This window comes from Enorma phocaeensis (assembly GCF_016901575.1).
In the GTDB taxonomy this organism is placed as follows: domain Bacteria; phylum Actinomycetota; class Coriobacteriia; order Coriobacteriales; family Coriobacteriaceae; genus Limicola; species Limicola phocaeensis_A.
In genome coordinates this window covers 188009-201767 of record NZ_JACJKQ010000002.1, presented here as the reverse complement: position 1 = coordinate 201767, position 13759 = coordinate 188009, and the positions used below count along the sequence as shown (strand labels likewise).

The window sequence follows — 13759 nt, the reverse complement described above, 5'->3', positions numbered from 1 at the left end:
ATTCCCGTGGCTTGCACAACCGCACACGGCAAGCACCATTCGAACACATATGGGTACAAGCTAAGCAGCCGCGGGCATCAACCGGATACGTCGTTCGCGGCACCACTGAAGGGGAGCAGCATATGGACGTCATGGAAACACTTCTGACCCGCCGCAGCGTCCGCGCCTATCGGGACGACCCGGTTCCCGACGAGGTGCTCGACAAGATCCTCGAAGCGGGGACGTATGCGCCGACCGGCATGGGCGAGCAGTCGCCCATCATCGTCGCCATCACCGACCGCGCGACGCGCGACGCGCTCTCCCGCCTGAACGCGGAGATCATGGGCGCGGACTCTGACCCCTTCTACGGGGCTCCCGCGGTGCTCGTCGTGCTCGCGCGCAAGGACCGGCCGACGCACGTATACGACGGCAGCCTTGTCATGGGGAACCTCATGAACGCGGCGCACGGGCTCGGCATTGCAAGCTGCTGGATCCACCGCGCCAAAGAGGAGTTCGAGCGGCCGGAGGGCCGCGCCATCCTCGAGGGGTTGGGGATCGATCCCGACGCATATGAGGGCATCGGCCACTGCATACTGGGCTATGCGGACGGCCCCGAGCCCGCTGCGAAGCCGCGCAAAGAGGGCTACGTCTACCGCATCGCGTAGCCCCGCCGCCCAGGCTGGCCCAGCAGGCGTCGATAGATGCGCTCGTCCTCCCCGAGAAACACGTTGAAGATGACGCGCACGCCCGCCTCGGGGTGCACGTCGAGCCAATCTCGAACGGTCCCGACGGCGATGCGCGCCGCCTCCATAACAGTCCCTTTTACCTCATGCCCCTCGCCCGCAAAGGGCCGCGCCGCCGGCAATCAGCCCGCGCGGCGCGCTCCTCGGGTCCCTGGGCTTCGTTACTTGTAACTAGTATAGTTACAACACATGAGCGCGCAAGAGCCTCCGCATTTTTCCGAGGCTACGGTCGGCGAAGCACATATACGTGCTCGAGACGCCCGTCATCCTGCCCGCCGTCGGAGCGCGTCAGGCTGTGGTGGTATTCCATGCCCAGGCGCTCCATCACGCGCCTCGAGCGGTCGTTGCCGTCAAAATGGCAGGCCCAAATGGCCGTGAGCCCCGCCTCGCCGAATCCGAAGCGTACGAGCTCCCGCGCGGCCTCGGTCATGTACCCTCTGCCCCAGAACGGCACGCCCAGCCAATACCCCAGCTCCATCTCCGTCTGGCCGGCGGCGTCCACATGCTGCGAGGGCGTCAACCCGGCGCATCCCACGAGCCTGGAGGCGTCGCACGGGCCCGCCGTAGCAGATGCGCCCGCCTTCTCGAAGATCGCAAATATATAGGCGTCGGACAAAACGTCGCGGATAATCTGCCGGCTTTCGGCGACGCTGCCGTGCGCAGGCCATCCGGCGGGCTCGCCGACCCTGGGGTCGCGGGCGAGCCCGTAGAGCTCCTCGGCGTCATCATCGCTCCATGGCCGCAGCACAAGCCGCTCGGTTGTACGCACCACCTGTGGCCAGTCGTCCATCGCCATGTGCCGCCTCCGTCGTCGAGTCCATCGTCCCGCCAGTATAGGGCATTCGCGCCTTCGCGAGGCGGCCGGGCGACCTGCCCTATGCGAGCATGGCGCCAAGCGCCCGGCACGCTTCTGCCGCTGGGCCATCGGGGTAGTCCTTGGCGATGACCGTGTCGGCGACCGTGATGCCGGCGGCCTCGGCGCGCTCGCGCCACAGGTCCATCCACTCGCCGTCCGCCCAGTCGTAGCTGCCGAAAAGAGCCACCTTTCGACCGGGGAGCTCAGGCTCGAGTTCGTCCCACACCGGTTCGAACTCGTCGCTCTCGAGCTCCTCCGACCCCATGGCGGGGCAGCCGAACGCGAAGGCATCGTAGGCGGCCAGGTCGGATACCGAGAAATCAGAAACCTGGATCAGATCGGCCTCTCCGTTCGCACCGTTCACGCCCTCGGCGACGAGCTCCGCCATCGCCTCGGTGTTGCCCGTTCCGCTCCAATACACGATCGCGACCTTGCTCATCTCTCATCCTTTCTGTAGGGTACGTGGCGCCCGGTGGCACCCGGGGCGCCGGGGACCTGTGTTCACGCCCCGCTCGCGCGGGACAGAGAAACCAGCTGCTGGGGACCGGCCAGGTCGGAGAGGCTGGCGCCTCTTTGATAGAGCGCGCAGCACCGGCGCGTGCAGCGCTTGAAGCGCGAGAATCGACGCTGGGCCTGGCGCGCGTTTGCATAGACCTTCCACGCGCCCAGGCAGATGCACGCTTGTCCCCGATACTTGATGAATCCGCTGACGTCCTCGTAGGGATATCCCAAGAAGAACCCGATCTCATGGGGGATGCCGCCCAGAGCGAGCCGCTCTTCGAGCGCCCCGATCAACGCCACGAGGTCCGGCTCCCACACCTGCCGGCACGCGCCCGCCTGCCCCTCCGGCATGCGGTCAGCCGTTCCGAGGCGGCACGCAGGCGCCGGAAAACCAGCTTCTTGGCGCCGGGCCCCCAGCGGATACCCGTTGTCGGCGAGGGCGCGCACGATGCGCGCGTCGCTGAGATGGCGCGCGAGCTCGAGGGGACGATAGACGTAGACGAGCGCGCCGTAGGTCCTGCATGAGAGCACCTTGACCACCACGCCTGCAGACGCGAGCTCGTCGCATGCCTCGTCGACGAAGCGTCGAAGCGTGTTGCGGCGCTCTCGGGCCATGCGACAGGGCCTGCATGCCTCGTCCTCGGCCCTGAAACAACCTGGAAGGGTGAACAGGCTCGCAGGCTTGGCGCCCAGAAGCGTCGGGGCGCAGTTGCGCACCACGGCCTCGGTGAAGCGGCGTCGTGTGAGGGGCTCGTCCATGGGCTTCTCGTCCTTCCGAATGGCACTCCGATCCATCACCATAAGTTAACCTAGTAGAACTTTTACTCCTTGACAAGGCTCATTTAAAGTTTCATATAGATAACTTTCTGGCATACATCCCCGACAGGTCGTCGCGGACAGGGCGGAACGCAAACACGTATCATGTAAAGACGCTCGGAATCTTCCGAGCCCTTATGCCAGAAAGGAAGCCCGTGCTCTCCGACCATATCGCCCAGCGTGCCAACTCGTCCCGTCCCACGTGCGAAGAAGCCCGTGCCGCCCGCGATGCGGTGCGGGCGACGTCGATAAGGCGCCGGCGCTGCGTGCGCCTTGCCGTCGCCCTCGCCGCGGCGCTGCTCGCGCTGCCGCTCGCGGCGTGCTCGCAGGCGGCGACAGATGCCGGCTCCCATGCCGTGCCATCCGGGAGCGGCTCACGCGTCCAGGCGGACTATCGCGACACCGACCTCGGCTGCGGGTGGACCCCCGAGGAGACGGTCGCGCTCTCCTACGCCCGCAACTTCACCATCGACCGATACGCCGGCGGCTACCAGCTCATCTGCGTCTCAAACGGGGACCGGTTCCTCGTGGTGCCCGAGGGCGCGGACGCTCCTGCAGGCCTCGCCGAAGACATCGCCGTCATCCAGCTGCCGCTCGACAGCGTCTACCTCGTCTCGACAGGCATGGCCTGCCTGCTCGACAGCATCGGGGCCATCGATGCGGTCACGGTATCGTCGGTCACGGCCGACGAAAGCCCCGTCGCGGCGCTGGCTGAAGCCCTCAGCGCCGGCACGGCCGCCTTCGGCGGAACATACAGCAGCCCCGACTTCGAGCTCGTAGCCGACCGCCACTGCACGCTTGCAATCGAAAACACCAAGATCAACCATGCGCCGGAAGCAAAGCAAAAGCTCGAGGACCTGGGCGTGGTGGTGCTCACCGAGCAGTCCAGCAGCGAGCCAGAGGTGCTCGGCCGCCTTGAGTGGATCAAGCTCATGGGGGCGCTCTTCGGCCGCGAGGCAGAGGCGCAGCGGCGTTTCGAGGCGATCGCCGAGCGCGTCGAGGACGTCTCCTCGCAGGAAGCGCTGGATGCAACCGTCGCCTTCTTCTATATCAACGACGACGGCGCCGCCGTCACGCGGCGTTCGTCGGACTATTTCTCACAGATGATCGAGCTTGCGGGCGGGACCTTTATGAGCTTCGACCCCGTCGATGAGGACGCCGCGTCGTCATCGGTCCAATCGGTCGTCGATATGGAGACCTTCTACGCCCGCGCCAAAGACGCCGACGTGATCATCTACAACACCACCGTCGACGCCGGGGTCGCAACCATCGACGGCCTCGTCGCGAAAAACCCGCTCCTCTCGGATTTCAAGGCAGTGCAAGACGGCAACGTATACGCATGCGACGAGCACATGTATCAGCGCATGACCGAAATGGACCAGATCATCTCCGACATTCGCGCGGCGCTCGAGGGCACGGGCGAAAGTTCCGGCTTCATTTGGAAGCTCGACCGATGACGGCGCACCGTCCCTGCCTCGATCACAGCGCGGCGGACCCCGCGCCCGAGGGGCAGCGCGAACGCCCAAGGCCCCTTGACGACTTCCCCGCCTCCTCTCGGAGCGCCCGCTCCGGCCGCATGCCCGCGCGGCGTCTTCGGGCGCTCGCCGTCTGGGCCGCGCTGGGATGCGCGCTTGCCATCCTTCTGGTCGCCGGCATCTGCATCGGAAGCGTCGGCGCGACGCCGGCGGAGGTGCTCGACAGCATCTTGTCGGGGCCGGACGGAACGACCCTCTCGCAAATCGTGTGGCAGATCCGCCTGCCCCGCGTGCTGGCCTCGGCGATTCTTGGCGGGGCCCTGTCGCTTTCCGGCTTCCTGCTTCAGACCTTTTTCAACAATCCCATCGCCGACCCCTTTGTGCTCGGCATCTCGTCGGGCGCGCGCCTGGCGGTGGCGCTCGCCATGATCGTGCTGCTAGGCGCCCGCCAGGTCCTGACCCCGTGGGGGTCGGTTGCCGCCGCGCTTGCGGGCTCGCTTGCGACCATGGGGGCGGCCCTCGTGCTGGCACGTCGCGTGCGCACGCAAAGCATGCTCATCATCGCCGGCATCATGGTGGGCTATGTGTGCTCGGCGGCCACCAACTTCCTCATCGCGTTCGCCGACGACCAGGACATCGTAAACCTGCAGAGCTGGTCGCAGGGAAGCTTCTCGGGCTCCTCGTGGTCCGACCTCGGCGTGGCCACGGCGGCGATCGTCGCGGTCTCCATCGTGGTCTTCGCGCTGTCGAAACCCCTGGGCGCCTATCAGCTGGGCGAGGCGTTCGCCCATAGCGTCGGGGTGGACGTGCGCCGCCTTCGCGTGCTCATCGTGCTCGTCTCAAGCCTGCTCTCGGCGACCGTCACGGCCTTCGCCGGCCCCATATCGTTCGTAGGCATCGCGGCGCCGCATCTGGCGCGCCTCGCCGTCGGCTCCTCGCGGCCGCTCCTGGTCATGCCCGCATGCTTTTTGGCAGGCTCGGTTTTCTGCTGCGGCTGCGACCTGCTCGCCCGAACCCTCTTCTCGCCCGTAGAGCTTTCGGTGAGCGCCGTCACCGCCGTGTTTGGCGCGCCGGTGGTGATCGCGCTCATGCTGCGCCGGAAAGGATACCGATGATGGACCTCCGCGCACGACAAGACCGGTGCAGGCGCCCCGCCGCGCCCCATGCGCACGGCATGCGCCCCCATCCGGCCGACGCCTCAACGGGGGACGGCGCCCCGAGCGGCGCCCCAGGCGACACGCCCCTCGCCCTCGAGACGCGCGGGCTTGCCGTCGGCCACGCCTCTCGCGCCCTGGTGAGCGACGTCGATCTTGCGGTACGTCCGGGCGAGCTGCTCGTGCTCGTGGGGCCCAACGGGTCCGGCAAAACGACCATGCTGCGAACCATCGCCGGGCAACTCAAGGCGCTCGGGGGCTCCATCATGCTCTTTGGGCGGGCGCTCGACACGATCCCCGGCACCGAGCGCGCCCGCACCATGGCGGCGCTGTTCACCGACCGCCACAAAACCGACCTCATAACCTGCCAGGACATCGTCGAGGCGGGGCGCCATCCCTATACCGGCAGCCTGGGAGTGCTCTCGCCTGAGGACCGTCGCTGCGTGCGCGAGGCCATGGAGGCGACCGGCACCTGGGGGCTGCGCGACCGAGACGCCGCCCACGTGAGCGACGGCCAACGCCAGCGCGTCCTCATCGCGCGCGCCCTCTGCCAAGAGCCCAAGCTGCTCGTGCTCGACGAGCCAACCTCCTATCTGGACATCCATTCGCAGATCGGCATGCTCCAGCTGCTGAGGAACCGGGCGCGAGAACGGCGCATGGCCGTCGTGGCGTCCCTGCACGACATCGGGATGGCCCTGCGCGCGGCAGACCGCATCGCCTGCATACATGGAGGGCGCGTGATATTCCAGGGCGCGCCCGACGCCGCCCTGTCGACCGAGATGGTCTCGCGCCTCTACGGCGTCGAGCCCGCAAGCTACGACCCGGTCTCAGGCTCCGTCGAGCTTGCCCGCCCCGCCGGCGAGCCGCAGGTCTTCGTGATAGCGGGCGGCGGCACGGGAACGTCGACGTTTCGGGCCCTGCAGCGACGCGGCATCCCCTTCGCGGCGGGCGTCCTCTATCCGGGCGACATCGACGGCCAGCTCGCCGCCCGCCTTGCCGCCACGGCGATCTTTGCCGCAGATTTCGAGCCCGTCGGCCCGGAAGCCGTCGACCGGGCAAAAGAGGCGCTGCTCGCCTGCCGCGCCGTCGTGTGCCTGAGGTCGTCCTTCGGCGCCATGGACGCCCGCAACGCCGAGCTCCTCGAGGCGGCGCGCGCCGCGGGCATCCCCGTCTGCGGCGACATCGGGCAGCTCGATGGCCTCGCGTAGCGCCTGGCGACCCTACGCGAAGCTTACGGAATCGGCCTCGTGAATATGCAGGTCGGCCTCGAAGAACGCCTGGAGCGCACGGGTAGCCAGGCCCACGTCGCGCGTGCCGGCCGTCTCGAAGGCGGAGTGCATGGCGAGCTGCGGGCAGCCCACGTCTACGGCATGCATGCTTGCCTGAATGTTTGAGAGGTTGCCCAAGGTCGAGCCTCCCGCCATGTCGCTGCGGTTGGCAAACGTCTGCAACGGCACGCCCGCCCGGCGGCACACGGCCACAAAGGCGGCGCGGCTGAAGGCGTCGGTGCAGTAGTGCTGGTTTGCCGCCTCTTTGACGGCGAGCCCGCCGTTCAGGCGGCAGCGGTTCTTCTGATCGTGCTTCTCGGGGCGGTTGGGATGCACCGCGTGGGCATTGTCGCAGCTCACCAACATCGACTTTGCAAGGGCGCGCCGGTACTCCTCCGCACCCATGCCCAGCGCCTCGACCGTGCGGACGAGCACGTCGCGAAGCAGCGTGGACATCGCCCCCTGCTTGGTGTTCGACCCCACTTCCTCGTTATCGAAGCAGCAGAACACGTTGACCGAGCCCGGGTTTCGCGCCGCAAGGAACGCCTCCAGCGAGGCGAAGACGCACATGAGGTCGTCAAGGCGCGGGGCGGAGACGAACTCCTGCGCGGCGCCCCACACGCACCCCTTCTGCAGATTCACCAAGAACAGGTCGCGCGCCAGCACCTCTTCGGGGCGCGTGCCGGCGGCGTCCGCCACAAGGGCCTCAAAGCCCGCTGCATCCATGCGCCCGGCAGAGACCATGGGGCAGAGGTCGGTTGCGCGGTTGGGGGCAAAGCCGTCGTTCACACCTCGGTCGAGGTGGATCGCGAGGCTGGGAATCATCGCTATCGGCTGCTCGAGCGACACCAGGCGGCTCTCCACCTTGTCGCCGCGCTGCACGAGCACGCGGCCCGCCAGCGAAAGCGGGCGATCGAACCATGAATAGTCGATCATGCCGCCGTAGGGCTCTGTGTCCAGGCACAACGCGCCCTCCGGTCCGTCGACAACCGGAACGCTCTTCACCTTGAAGGTCGGCGAATCCCCGTGCGCGGCGGTCAGCTGAAAATGGAGCCCCTCCGGGCTGGCGGCGCGCTCCCCCACCTTGAACGCCACGACGCTCGACCCGTTGCGCGCCACATAGCAGCACGAGCCCGGCCGAACATCCCATGCGTCGCCTTCATACAGCCTTGTGAAGCCCGCATCATCGAGGCGTCGAGCGACCTCGTGGGCAGTATGGAACATGCTCGGGCAGCTGGAGATGAACTCGAGCATCCGCCCTGCCGCCGCCACGTCCTCGTCCGTCACCATATCGTCGCGCTGTGCCTGCGTGCCATCCGCTGTCATGGGCCCACCCTTCCGTTGCCGTTTGCCAGACCCATGATACACGGCATGCCCGCACTCGCCCGGCCCGACGCCGTGGACATGGACATCTCATCAAGACGTCCCTAGCGACGCATGACGCTCTTTTCAAGCTCGTCGGACGCCCGCCGGCAAGCATATCGGGCAAGCATGACGGAGGCGGCCGTCCACAGGACCATGAGCGCGACGAGCACCCCGGCGGGCGCCATGGGCTCCATGCCGTTGGCTAGACGGATCAGCTCGACCGCGGACCCCATCGGGAGCAGCCAGGTCACGGCGTGGATGTTGTCTGAGGTGAACGACAGCACGGGAGACACGGCGACCACCATGATGATCACCGACATCCAGCTGGTAGATGTTTGGTCGCGCGACAGCAAGCCGCAGGTGATCCCGCCTATAAGTACCGGCATCGACGCCACCACGCTCCATGCGGCAAACGCCGCCATGGCGCCAGGCGCGATGATGCCCGGGCCGATCGCCAGGTACATCACCGCCTCGGTGACCGCCATCGAGATCGTCGACGCGATGAGCTTCGCCACGGCGACCCTGCCCATCGACACGCCCGCCTCGGCCAAGGTGATGTGCATGCCCCGCTCTCGCTCCTCAGACATTATGTACAGCGACATCGCGCAGCCGACAAACGACGGCGCGCACGCGAGCATCGCCGCCATCAGAAACGCCGGTGCCTCGCCGGGCGCAAAACGGGTCCCGCCGCGTGCGGTCAGGGCAAAGATCGCCGCGATTGCCGCGCACGCGAGAAGCATCGCGACCGCGGTGGGATTGCGCAGCGCATCGAGGAGGTCGCGCCGCACGAGGGCGGCGGTATGTGAGGGGTTGCTTCTACTCATGGCTTCTCATGATACCCGATATACTGTGGACCCAGGGCAAGACCCAGACGCAAGCAAGAGGAGAGACATGGCTGGATACGACTCCATCGAAGAGTTGCTGGACCGCGAAGAAGGCGCGAGCGTACACATCGAGTGCGGGCGCGAGGCGGTCGACCGCGCCGTCCGCCATGTCCATGAGCGCTATGCAGGCCGACGCTGCGCGTTCTTCCTGGAGACAGACAAGGGCTTCGACCGCGACAGCGTCCGGTCATACCTCTCGTTTTTCTCGCGCATCGCGGGCGGAAGCGTCTCGGCACGCGACGCCATCGCGCATTTCGGTCTGGAACACATCGCGAGCAAGCAGCTCAAAAAGCTCACTCCCGAGCAGCGCGCCATCACCAACTTCGCCCGCATGAGCCTGTTTGAGCCCGAGGTGGTCTTTTGCGAGCGCCCCCTTGCCGACGTCACCCCCACCGCCCGCACCGTCGTCCTTACATGGATCGGCCAGGTGGTAGAGGCCGGAGGCACCGTCATAACCTGCGGCGAGCCGCTGCGCGAGGCGCTGCTCATGCCGGGAACCGCCTTCTACGAGGAGGACGGCCGCTATCTGCCGGCAAAGACCGCGCTGGGCGACTCCCCCGAAGACGTTGAGTATGCCGGAGACGAGGTCCATGTGTTCAAGGTCCCCGCGCGCTCGGGCGACGCCACGCTGCTGTTCGATCCGCGCGAGGTCGACTTCATCGAAAGCGTAAATCGCCAGAACTTCGCCTCGGTGCGCGGCGAGCTCTATCCCGTTCAGATGACGCTCGACGAGCTCGCCGACGAGCTTGAGCGCTTCGGCTTCTTCCGCTGCCACCGGTCATACATCGTGAACGTCCAGAAAGTGGCGAAGGTCGAGCGCTTTACCCGCAACAGCTTTAACCTCACGCTCTCGGACGCCGCGCAGACCTCGATCCCGCTCGCGAAGGGGCGTGCCGAAGAGATGCGCTCCCGCTACGGCTGGAAGTGACGCGCAGCGGCGGCCAGGCAGGTCGCGTTGGAGGCCCCTCAGGGGGGTTTCAAGACGCCCCGGCATCCCCCGGGGGAAAGCCGAGGCGGCCACAAGACCCCGCCAGCACCGCGCCGCCCCAAAAGCGTGTCACAACTGACATGAGGGCGCCCCATTCGAGGGGTTCGTGTCAGTTGTGACACGCTTTTTCTCATGAGGATGGAGGAACCGAAGCGGAGACGGGCATCGGACACGGGCGTGGGCGCCCATACCGATCCGCCTCCGGGAGATTCGGCTGCTCCTGTCGTCACCCCTATTGCTCCTTTCGTCGGCATCGCCGCTCCTGATAGACAAAACACCTGGTACACAAGGTGCTTCTCGACAATGATGCAGGTGTGCCGAAACGCCGGCGGCGAGGTCGCCGCCCACAGAAAGGAACGCCATGACCGAACAGCACATCGCCGAGATCGTCACCGACATCCTCGGCCCCAACGCCCCGCTCAGCCTCGAGCAGCTCTCTGTCCTCGTATTCGTGCTTGCCGTCTCGACCGTCCTGCTTGCCATGGGGCTTGGCTACCAGGCGGCAAGACTCGACCGCCGCGTCAAAACCCTCGAGGCCGCGCGCGACGCGCAGCGCGAGGAGGTGCGCTAGCCATGGAGCCCACACTCATGGGAGCGATCATCATCGCATGCTGCTTCGCCGCCGGCGTCTTTTCACACGAGGGCGGCAAGAAGAAAAGTCAGCAACGCCGACGCACGTCGAAGAAAACGATCCACGACCAGGATTCGGAGGGACGCGATGCCTAGCACCATCCTTTCCATGGAAGGCGTGACGCTTTCCTTTGGAACAAAGCGCGTACTCGATGGCCTCACCTTCTCCGTCTCGCGAGGCGAGTGCTTCGGTTTTCTGGGACCCTCCGGTGCCGGAAAAACCACCACCATCAAGCTGCTTACCCGCCAGCTCGTACGCGACGCGGGGCGCATCATGCTGTTTGGGCGGCCGATCGAGAACGCCAGCGACGCCGACTACGACCGCATCGGCATCCTCTCCGACACGAGCGCCCTGTATGACCGCATGTCTATCGAGGAGAACCTGCGCTTCTACGCGCGGCTGCGCGGGCGCGGTGCGGGCGACATCGGCAGGCTCCTCGAGCGCATGAATCTCGCACATGACCGAAAGACCCTTGTAAAGAACTGCTCTAAAGGTATGCGCCAGCGTGCGGCGCTGCTGGCGGCGCTCATCCATAGCCCGGAGCTTCTTTTCTTGGACGAGCCCACCAGCGGGCTGGACCCAGCCGCACGAACCGAGGTGCATCGAATGCTTGCGGAGCTCAGGCGCGCGGGAACCACGATCTTTCTCACCACACATGACATGACAGAGGCGACGGGCGTCTGCGACCGGGTCGCGATCCTAAACGACGGGGCGATCGTCGCATGCGACCGGCCCAAATCCCTTACACTCAAGTTCGCCCGCAATCGGCTGGTGATCGAGACGCGCACCCGCGGAGTTGTCGAGACCACAAAAGATGCCGCCGCTGCCGAGCTCGTTGGCGACCTGCTAACAGCGGGCGAATGCCTCTCCATCCACTCTGACGAGCCCAACCTCGAGGAGGTCTTCCTCGAGCTGACCGGACGGGAGTTTTAACATGAACGCATCGCTGCGCAAGATAGGCGCGCTCCTTCAGAAGGACCTTGTCGACCTGGTAAAGAACCCCGCCATGTCCGTGGTGTGCCTCATGCCCATCGGCTTCATGCTGCTCTACCGCATCGTCATCGGCGATGTCACCGCAGACGCCGGCCTCGACGCCCGGCAGGCCGCCCTTGCGGGACAAGAGATCATAAAATTCACGTTGGGATCGGCCCTCTGCATGACGATCGGCATGGTCGGCTCGATGATCGAGATCTATGGCATCGCCGAAGAAAAAGAGAAGCACACCCTCCGGACCCTCATGCTCGCCAACGTGGGAGCGGGCGAGGTCGCCGCCTCAAAAACCCTGCTCGCCCTGCTTGCGATTTCCGTGGACAACCTCGCCTGCTTCTTTATCGCCGGCGGAGACGTTTCATGGCTCGGCTCCTACATGGCGCTGGGGCTTGTCGGGTCGATTCCCGTGGTGCTCGTCTCGCTGGTCTTGGGACTTGCCTGCCGCGACCAGATGACCGCAGGCTTCTACAGCGTGCCCGTGCTGCTGGTGGCGCTCGTACCCTTGTTTGGCATGGCAGACGAGAACCTCGCCCGGATCGCAAGCCTCACGCCCCTCGGCGGCATTTACGACCTCATGGGCATGGCGGTCGACGGAACGCTGATATCCTCCGAGGCCCTCTCCCCGCTCGCCGTGACCGCCGCATGGATCGCCGCGAGCTGCATCCTGTTCGCGGCCCTCTTCAAGCGCGTGGCAAGAGACAACTAGCGGTCGCCCACCTTGGGCCAACGTGCGGCCCGCCCGTGCGGCCCTCATTGTTTTCGCAGCTCACAGTTTACGTAAAGAACATTTGACGGAGCCATTTCGCTCCAGCCGTGACGTTGTCGGGACCATTTGAGGGTACGCTTTTCCGCGTCATGTCATGGTGCATCTCGACAGGGGTGGCGTCGATCGACCGAAGGGAGCACCGCACGCGATGGAAATCGGGAAGCGCATCAAGGAGCACCGCGCACAGGCAGGCATGAGAAAGAGCACGGCCTGGTAGCCCATAGCGAGGTCTGCGATTTCTGGAGCGGCAAGCCGGTTGACCGCGGCACCGAGCGCGGGCGTCGCGAGCGCATGATTCCTCTGTGGATGAAGGTCATCCGCTCCATATGCTTCATGCTCATCGCCGCCGCCATCGGGGCATTCCTGGGCTACAACGGCACAGCGCTTGCCAACATGCTGTTCGGATAACAAAGCATGCGTCTACGACGAACGGCCGGGTCCCCATGGGGCCCGGCCGCTTCCATCTTGACGCGACCATGCCTGCACGAGCGGTCCGACAGGTCCGCTAGCGGGATTCGTCCCCCTTGTGCGGGCGGATGGAGACCTGCGAGGCGTCGAAGTATTCGATCTTGCCCGGCTCGGTCTCGACGCGCGCACGCCCCCAGCCGTCTACGCCACGCAGCACGCCCGACTCGCGGATGTCGTAGTCGGACCCCTCGGGCGAGAAGACGTCCACCGGCTCCTCGATATATGCCAGGAACTGATGGTAGTTGTCGATGATGCCCGTGAGCGGGACGGCGTTGCTGCCCGCTGCAAGCGCACGGTCCGTCCATTCCTCGACAGACAGGAGGACCCCTTCGCGCAGCAGCTCGGCGAGCTCATCGATTTCGGGAAGCATCGCACCGCTCGGCAGACAGCGCATGAGGCCCACGACCGGCAGCGAGCCGTCCGTGGGATGTTCGACATGGGGCGTGCGGAAATTGATGCCGAACCCGCACACCGCGACCGTTCGGCCTGACGAACGGCTCACCTCGACGAGGATGCCGCCCAGCTTGCCTTCGTCGACGACGATGTCGTTGGGCCACTTGAGGCGCGCGCTCTTGCACCCCAGGTGATACAGGGTCTGGACCACGCCGAGGCCGCACGCGACGGGAAGCCCGGGCAGCAGGCGGTCAGGGACCTCGGGCACCACGAGCACCGACATGTACAGGCCGCCTGCCGGAGAGGACCATAGATGGGCGCGCCGCCCCTTGCCCGAGCTCTGGGAGCGCGCACGCAAGGCGGCGCCGTGCGGGGCCCCGGCACGCGCGCGGGCCATGAGCTCGTCATTGGTAGACCCGACCTCGTCAAGAACCTCGATCCTGCCCAACGCATCTAGCTCGAGCGCTGCCATGGCTACCCTC

The 13759-nt window shown here is 66.2% G+C and carries 16 protein-coding genes; 9 read left to right on the top strand and 7 right to left on the bottom strand.

The window, feature by feature from the left end:
- Positions 1-122 precede the first annotated feature (122 nt).
- Positions 123-644 carry a nitroreductase gene (locus tag H6A15_RS02570; protein WP_204672128.1) on the top strand — a complete coding sequence of 174 codons (522 nt, stop codon included), beginning with the start codon at positions 123-125 and terminating at the stop codon, positions 642-644.
- Here the strand turns inward: H6A15_RS02570 and H6A15_RS02565 are convergent.
- The 4 genes from H6A15_RS02565 to H6A15_RS02550 form a co-directional block, all read right to left on the bottom strand.
- Positions 629-790 carry a hypothetical protein gene (locus H6A15_RS02565; protein WP_204672127.1) on the bottom strand — a complete coding sequence of 54 codons (162 nt, stop codon included), beginning with the start codon at positions 788-790 and terminating at the stop codon, positions 629-631. The two genes, H6A15_RS02570 and H6A15_RS02565, sit on opposite strands and share 16 nt — an antisense overlap.
- A 155-nt stretch (positions 791-945) precedes the next feature.
- Positions 946-1518 (bottom strand): GNAT family N-acetyltransferase, encoded by a 573-nt coding sequence (locus H6A15_RS02560; RefSeq protein ID WP_204672126.1) that lies wholly within the window; start codon positions 1516-1518, stop codon positions 946-948.
- A 79-nt stretch (positions 1519-1597) separates the two neighbouring features.
- Complete coding sequence (locus H6A15_RS02555; protein WP_204672125.1) at positions 1598-2017, bottom strand: flavodoxin; 420 nt, start codon at positions 2015-2017, stop codon at positions 1598-1600.
- A gap of 62 nt (positions 2018-2079) precedes the next feature.
- A complete protein-coding gene (locus tag H6A15_RS02550) occupies positions 2080-2838 on the bottom strand; it encodes a DUF3793 family protein (protein ID WP_204672124.1) in 759 nt (252 codons plus the stop codon).
- A gap of 194 nt (positions 2839-3032) precedes the next feature.
- Here H6A15_RS02550 and H6A15_RS02545 point away from each other — a divergent pair, with 194 nt between their 5' ends.
- From H6A15_RS02545 to H6A15_RS02535, 3 genes are read left to right on the top strand one after another with little or no spacing between them, the layout of a single operon-like run.
- Complete coding sequence (locus H6A15_RS02545; RefSeq protein ID WP_204672123.1) at positions 3033-4352, top strand: ABC transporter substrate-binding protein; 1320 nt, start codon at positions 3033-3035, stop codon at positions 4350-4352.
- Positions 4349-5485, top strand: coding sequence for a FecCD family ABC transporter permease (locus tag H6A15_RS02540; protein ID WP_239462292.1), 1137 nt, complete (start codon positions 4349-4351; stop codon positions 5483-5485). The genes H6A15_RS02545 and H6A15_RS02540 overlap by 4 nt, the downstream gene beginning before the upstream one ends.
- On the top strand, positions 5482-6732 hold the full coding sequence (locus H6A15_RS02535) for an ABC transporter ATP-binding protein (RefSeq protein WP_204672122.1): 1251 nt from the start codon (positions 5482-5484) through the stop codon (positions 6730-6732). Before H6A15_RS02540 ends, H6A15_RS02535 begins: the two co-directional genes overlap by 4 nt.
- A 12-nt stretch (positions 6733-6744) precedes the next feature.
- On the opposite strand, the gene H6A15_RS02530 is transcribed toward H6A15_RS02535, so the two are convergent.
- A complete protein-coding gene (locus H6A15_RS02530) occupies positions 6745-8118 on the bottom strand; it encodes a M18 family aminopeptidase (protein ID WP_239462291.1) in 1374 nt (457 codons plus the stop codon).
- Positions 8119-8219: 101 nt separating this feature from the next.
- Positions 8220-8981: an ABC transporter permease gene (locus H6A15_RS02525; protein ID WP_204672121.1), complete on the bottom strand. Its 762-nt coding sequence runs from the start codon at positions 8979-8981 to the stop codon at positions 8220-8222.
- A 67-nt stretch (positions 8982-9048) separates the two neighbouring features.
- Between H6A15_RS02525 and H6A15_RS02520 the strand changes: the two genes are divergently transcribed.
- The 5 genes from H6A15_RS02520 to H6A15_RS02500 all read left to right on the top strand — a co-directional run bounded on the left by H6A15_RS02520 (position 9049) and on the right by H6A15_RS02500 (position 12356).
- Positions 9049-9969, top strand: a complete 921-nt coding sequence (locus H6A15_RS02520; protein WP_204672120.1) for a LytTR family DNA-binding domain-containing protein — start codon at positions 9049-9051, stop codon at positions 9967-9969.
- Between the two features lie 421 nt (positions 9970-10390).
- The gene (locus H6A15_RS02515; RefSeq protein ID WP_204672119.1) at positions 10391-10600 is read left to right on the top strand and encodes a hypothetical protein; all 210 of its coding nucleotides are present in this window, start codon (positions 10391-10393) and stop codon (positions 10598-10600) included.
- Between the two features lie 2 nt (positions 10601-10602).
- Positions 10603-10755: a hypothetical protein gene (locus H6A15_RS02510; RefSeq protein ID WP_204672118.1), complete on the top strand. Its 153-nt coding sequence runs from the start codon at positions 10603-10605 to the stop codon at positions 10753-10755.
- A complete protein-coding gene (locus H6A15_RS02505) occupies positions 10748-11593 on the top strand; it encodes an ABC transporter ATP-binding protein (protein WP_204672117.1) in 846 nt (281 codons plus the stop codon). Before H6A15_RS02510 ends, H6A15_RS02505 begins: the two co-directional genes overlap by 8 nt.
- A 1-nt stretch (position 11594) precedes the next feature.
- On the top strand, positions 11595-12356 hold the full coding sequence (locus H6A15_RS02500; RefSeq protein ID WP_204672116.1) for a hypothetical protein: 762 nt from the start codon (positions 11595-11597) through the stop codon (positions 12354-12356).
- Positions 12357-12921: 565 nt separating this feature from the next.
- Here H6A15_RS02500 and H6A15_RS02495 read toward each other — a convergent pair.
- Positions 12922-13749: a biotin--[acetyl-CoA-carboxylase] ligase gene (locus H6A15_RS02495; RefSeq protein WP_204672115.1), complete on the bottom strand. Its 828-nt coding sequence runs from the start codon at positions 13747-13749 to the stop codon at positions 12922-12924.
- Positions 13750-13759: the final 10 nt, after the last annotated feature.

What these genes read in the sequence shown, in the direction of transcription:
- H6A15_RS02560 (WP_204672126.1), bottom strand. Translation starts at nt 1,518, where the DNA reads ATGGCGATGGACGACTGGCCACAGGTGGTGCGTACAACCGAGCGGCTT.
- H6A15_RS02555 (WP_204672125.1), bottom strand. Translation starts at nt 2,017, where the DNA reads ATGAGCAAGGTCGCGATCGTGTATTGGAGCGGAACGGGCAACACCGAG.
- H6A15_RS02515 (WP_204672119.1), top strand. Translation starts at nt 10,391, where the DNA reads ATGACCGAACAGCACATCGCCGAGATCGTCACCGACATCCTCGGCCCC.
- H6A15_RS02495 (WP_204672115.1), bottom strand. Translation starts at nt 13,749, where the DNA reads ATGGCAGCGCTCGAGCTAGATGCGTTGGGCAGGATCGAGGTTCTTGAC.
- H6A15_RS02550 (WP_204672124.1), bottom strand. Translation starts at nt 2,838, where the DNA reads ATGGACGAGCCCCTCACACGACGCCGCTTCACCGAGGCCGTGGTGCGC.
- H6A15_RS02535 (WP_204672122.1), top strand. Translation starts at nt 5,482, where the DNA reads ATGATGGACCTCCGCGCACGACAAGACCGGTGCAGGCGCCCCGCCGCG.
- H6A15_RS02530 (WP_239462291.1), bottom strand. Translation starts at nt 8,118, where the DNA reads ATGACAGCGGATGGCACGCAGGCACAGCGCGACGATATGGTGACGGAC.
- H6A15_RS02500 (WP_204672116.1), top strand. Translation starts at nt 11,595, where the DNA reads ATGAACGCATCGCTGCGCAAGATAGGCGCGCTCCTTCAGAAGGACCTT.
- H6A15_RS02540 (WP_239462292.1), top strand. Translation starts at nt 4,349, where the DNA reads ATGACGGCGCACCGTCCCTGCCTCGATCACAGCGCGGCGGACCCCGCG.
- H6A15_RS02525 (WP_204672121.1), bottom strand. Translation starts at nt 8,981, where the DNA reads ATGAGTAGAAGCAACCCCTCACATACCGCCGCCCTCGTGCGGCGCGAC.
- H6A15_RS02545 (WP_204672123.1), top strand. Translation starts at nt 3,033, where the DNA reads ATGCCAGAAAGGAAGCCCGTGCTCTCCGACCATATCGCCCAGCGTGCC.
- H6A15_RS02510 (WP_204672118.1), top strand. Translation starts at nt 10,603, where the DNA reads ATGGAGCCCACACTCATGGGAGCGATCATCATCGCATGCTGCTTCGCC.
- H6A15_RS02505 (WP_204672117.1), top strand. Translation starts at nt 10,748, where the DNA reads ATGCCTAGCACCATCCTTTCCATGGAAGGCGTGACGCTTTCCTTTGGA.
- H6A15_RS02570 (WP_204672128.1), top strand. Translation starts at nt 123, where the DNA reads ATGGACGTCATGGAAACACTTCTGACCCGCCGCAGCGTCCGCGCCTAT.
- H6A15_RS02565 (WP_204672127.1), bottom strand. Translation starts at nt 790, where the DNA reads ATGGAGGCGGCGCGCATCGCCGTCGGGACCGTTCGAGATTGGCTCGAC.
- H6A15_RS02520 (WP_204672120.1), top strand. Translation starts at nt 9,049, where the DNA reads ATGGCTGGATACGACTCCATCGAAGAGTTGCTGGACCGCGAAGAAGGC.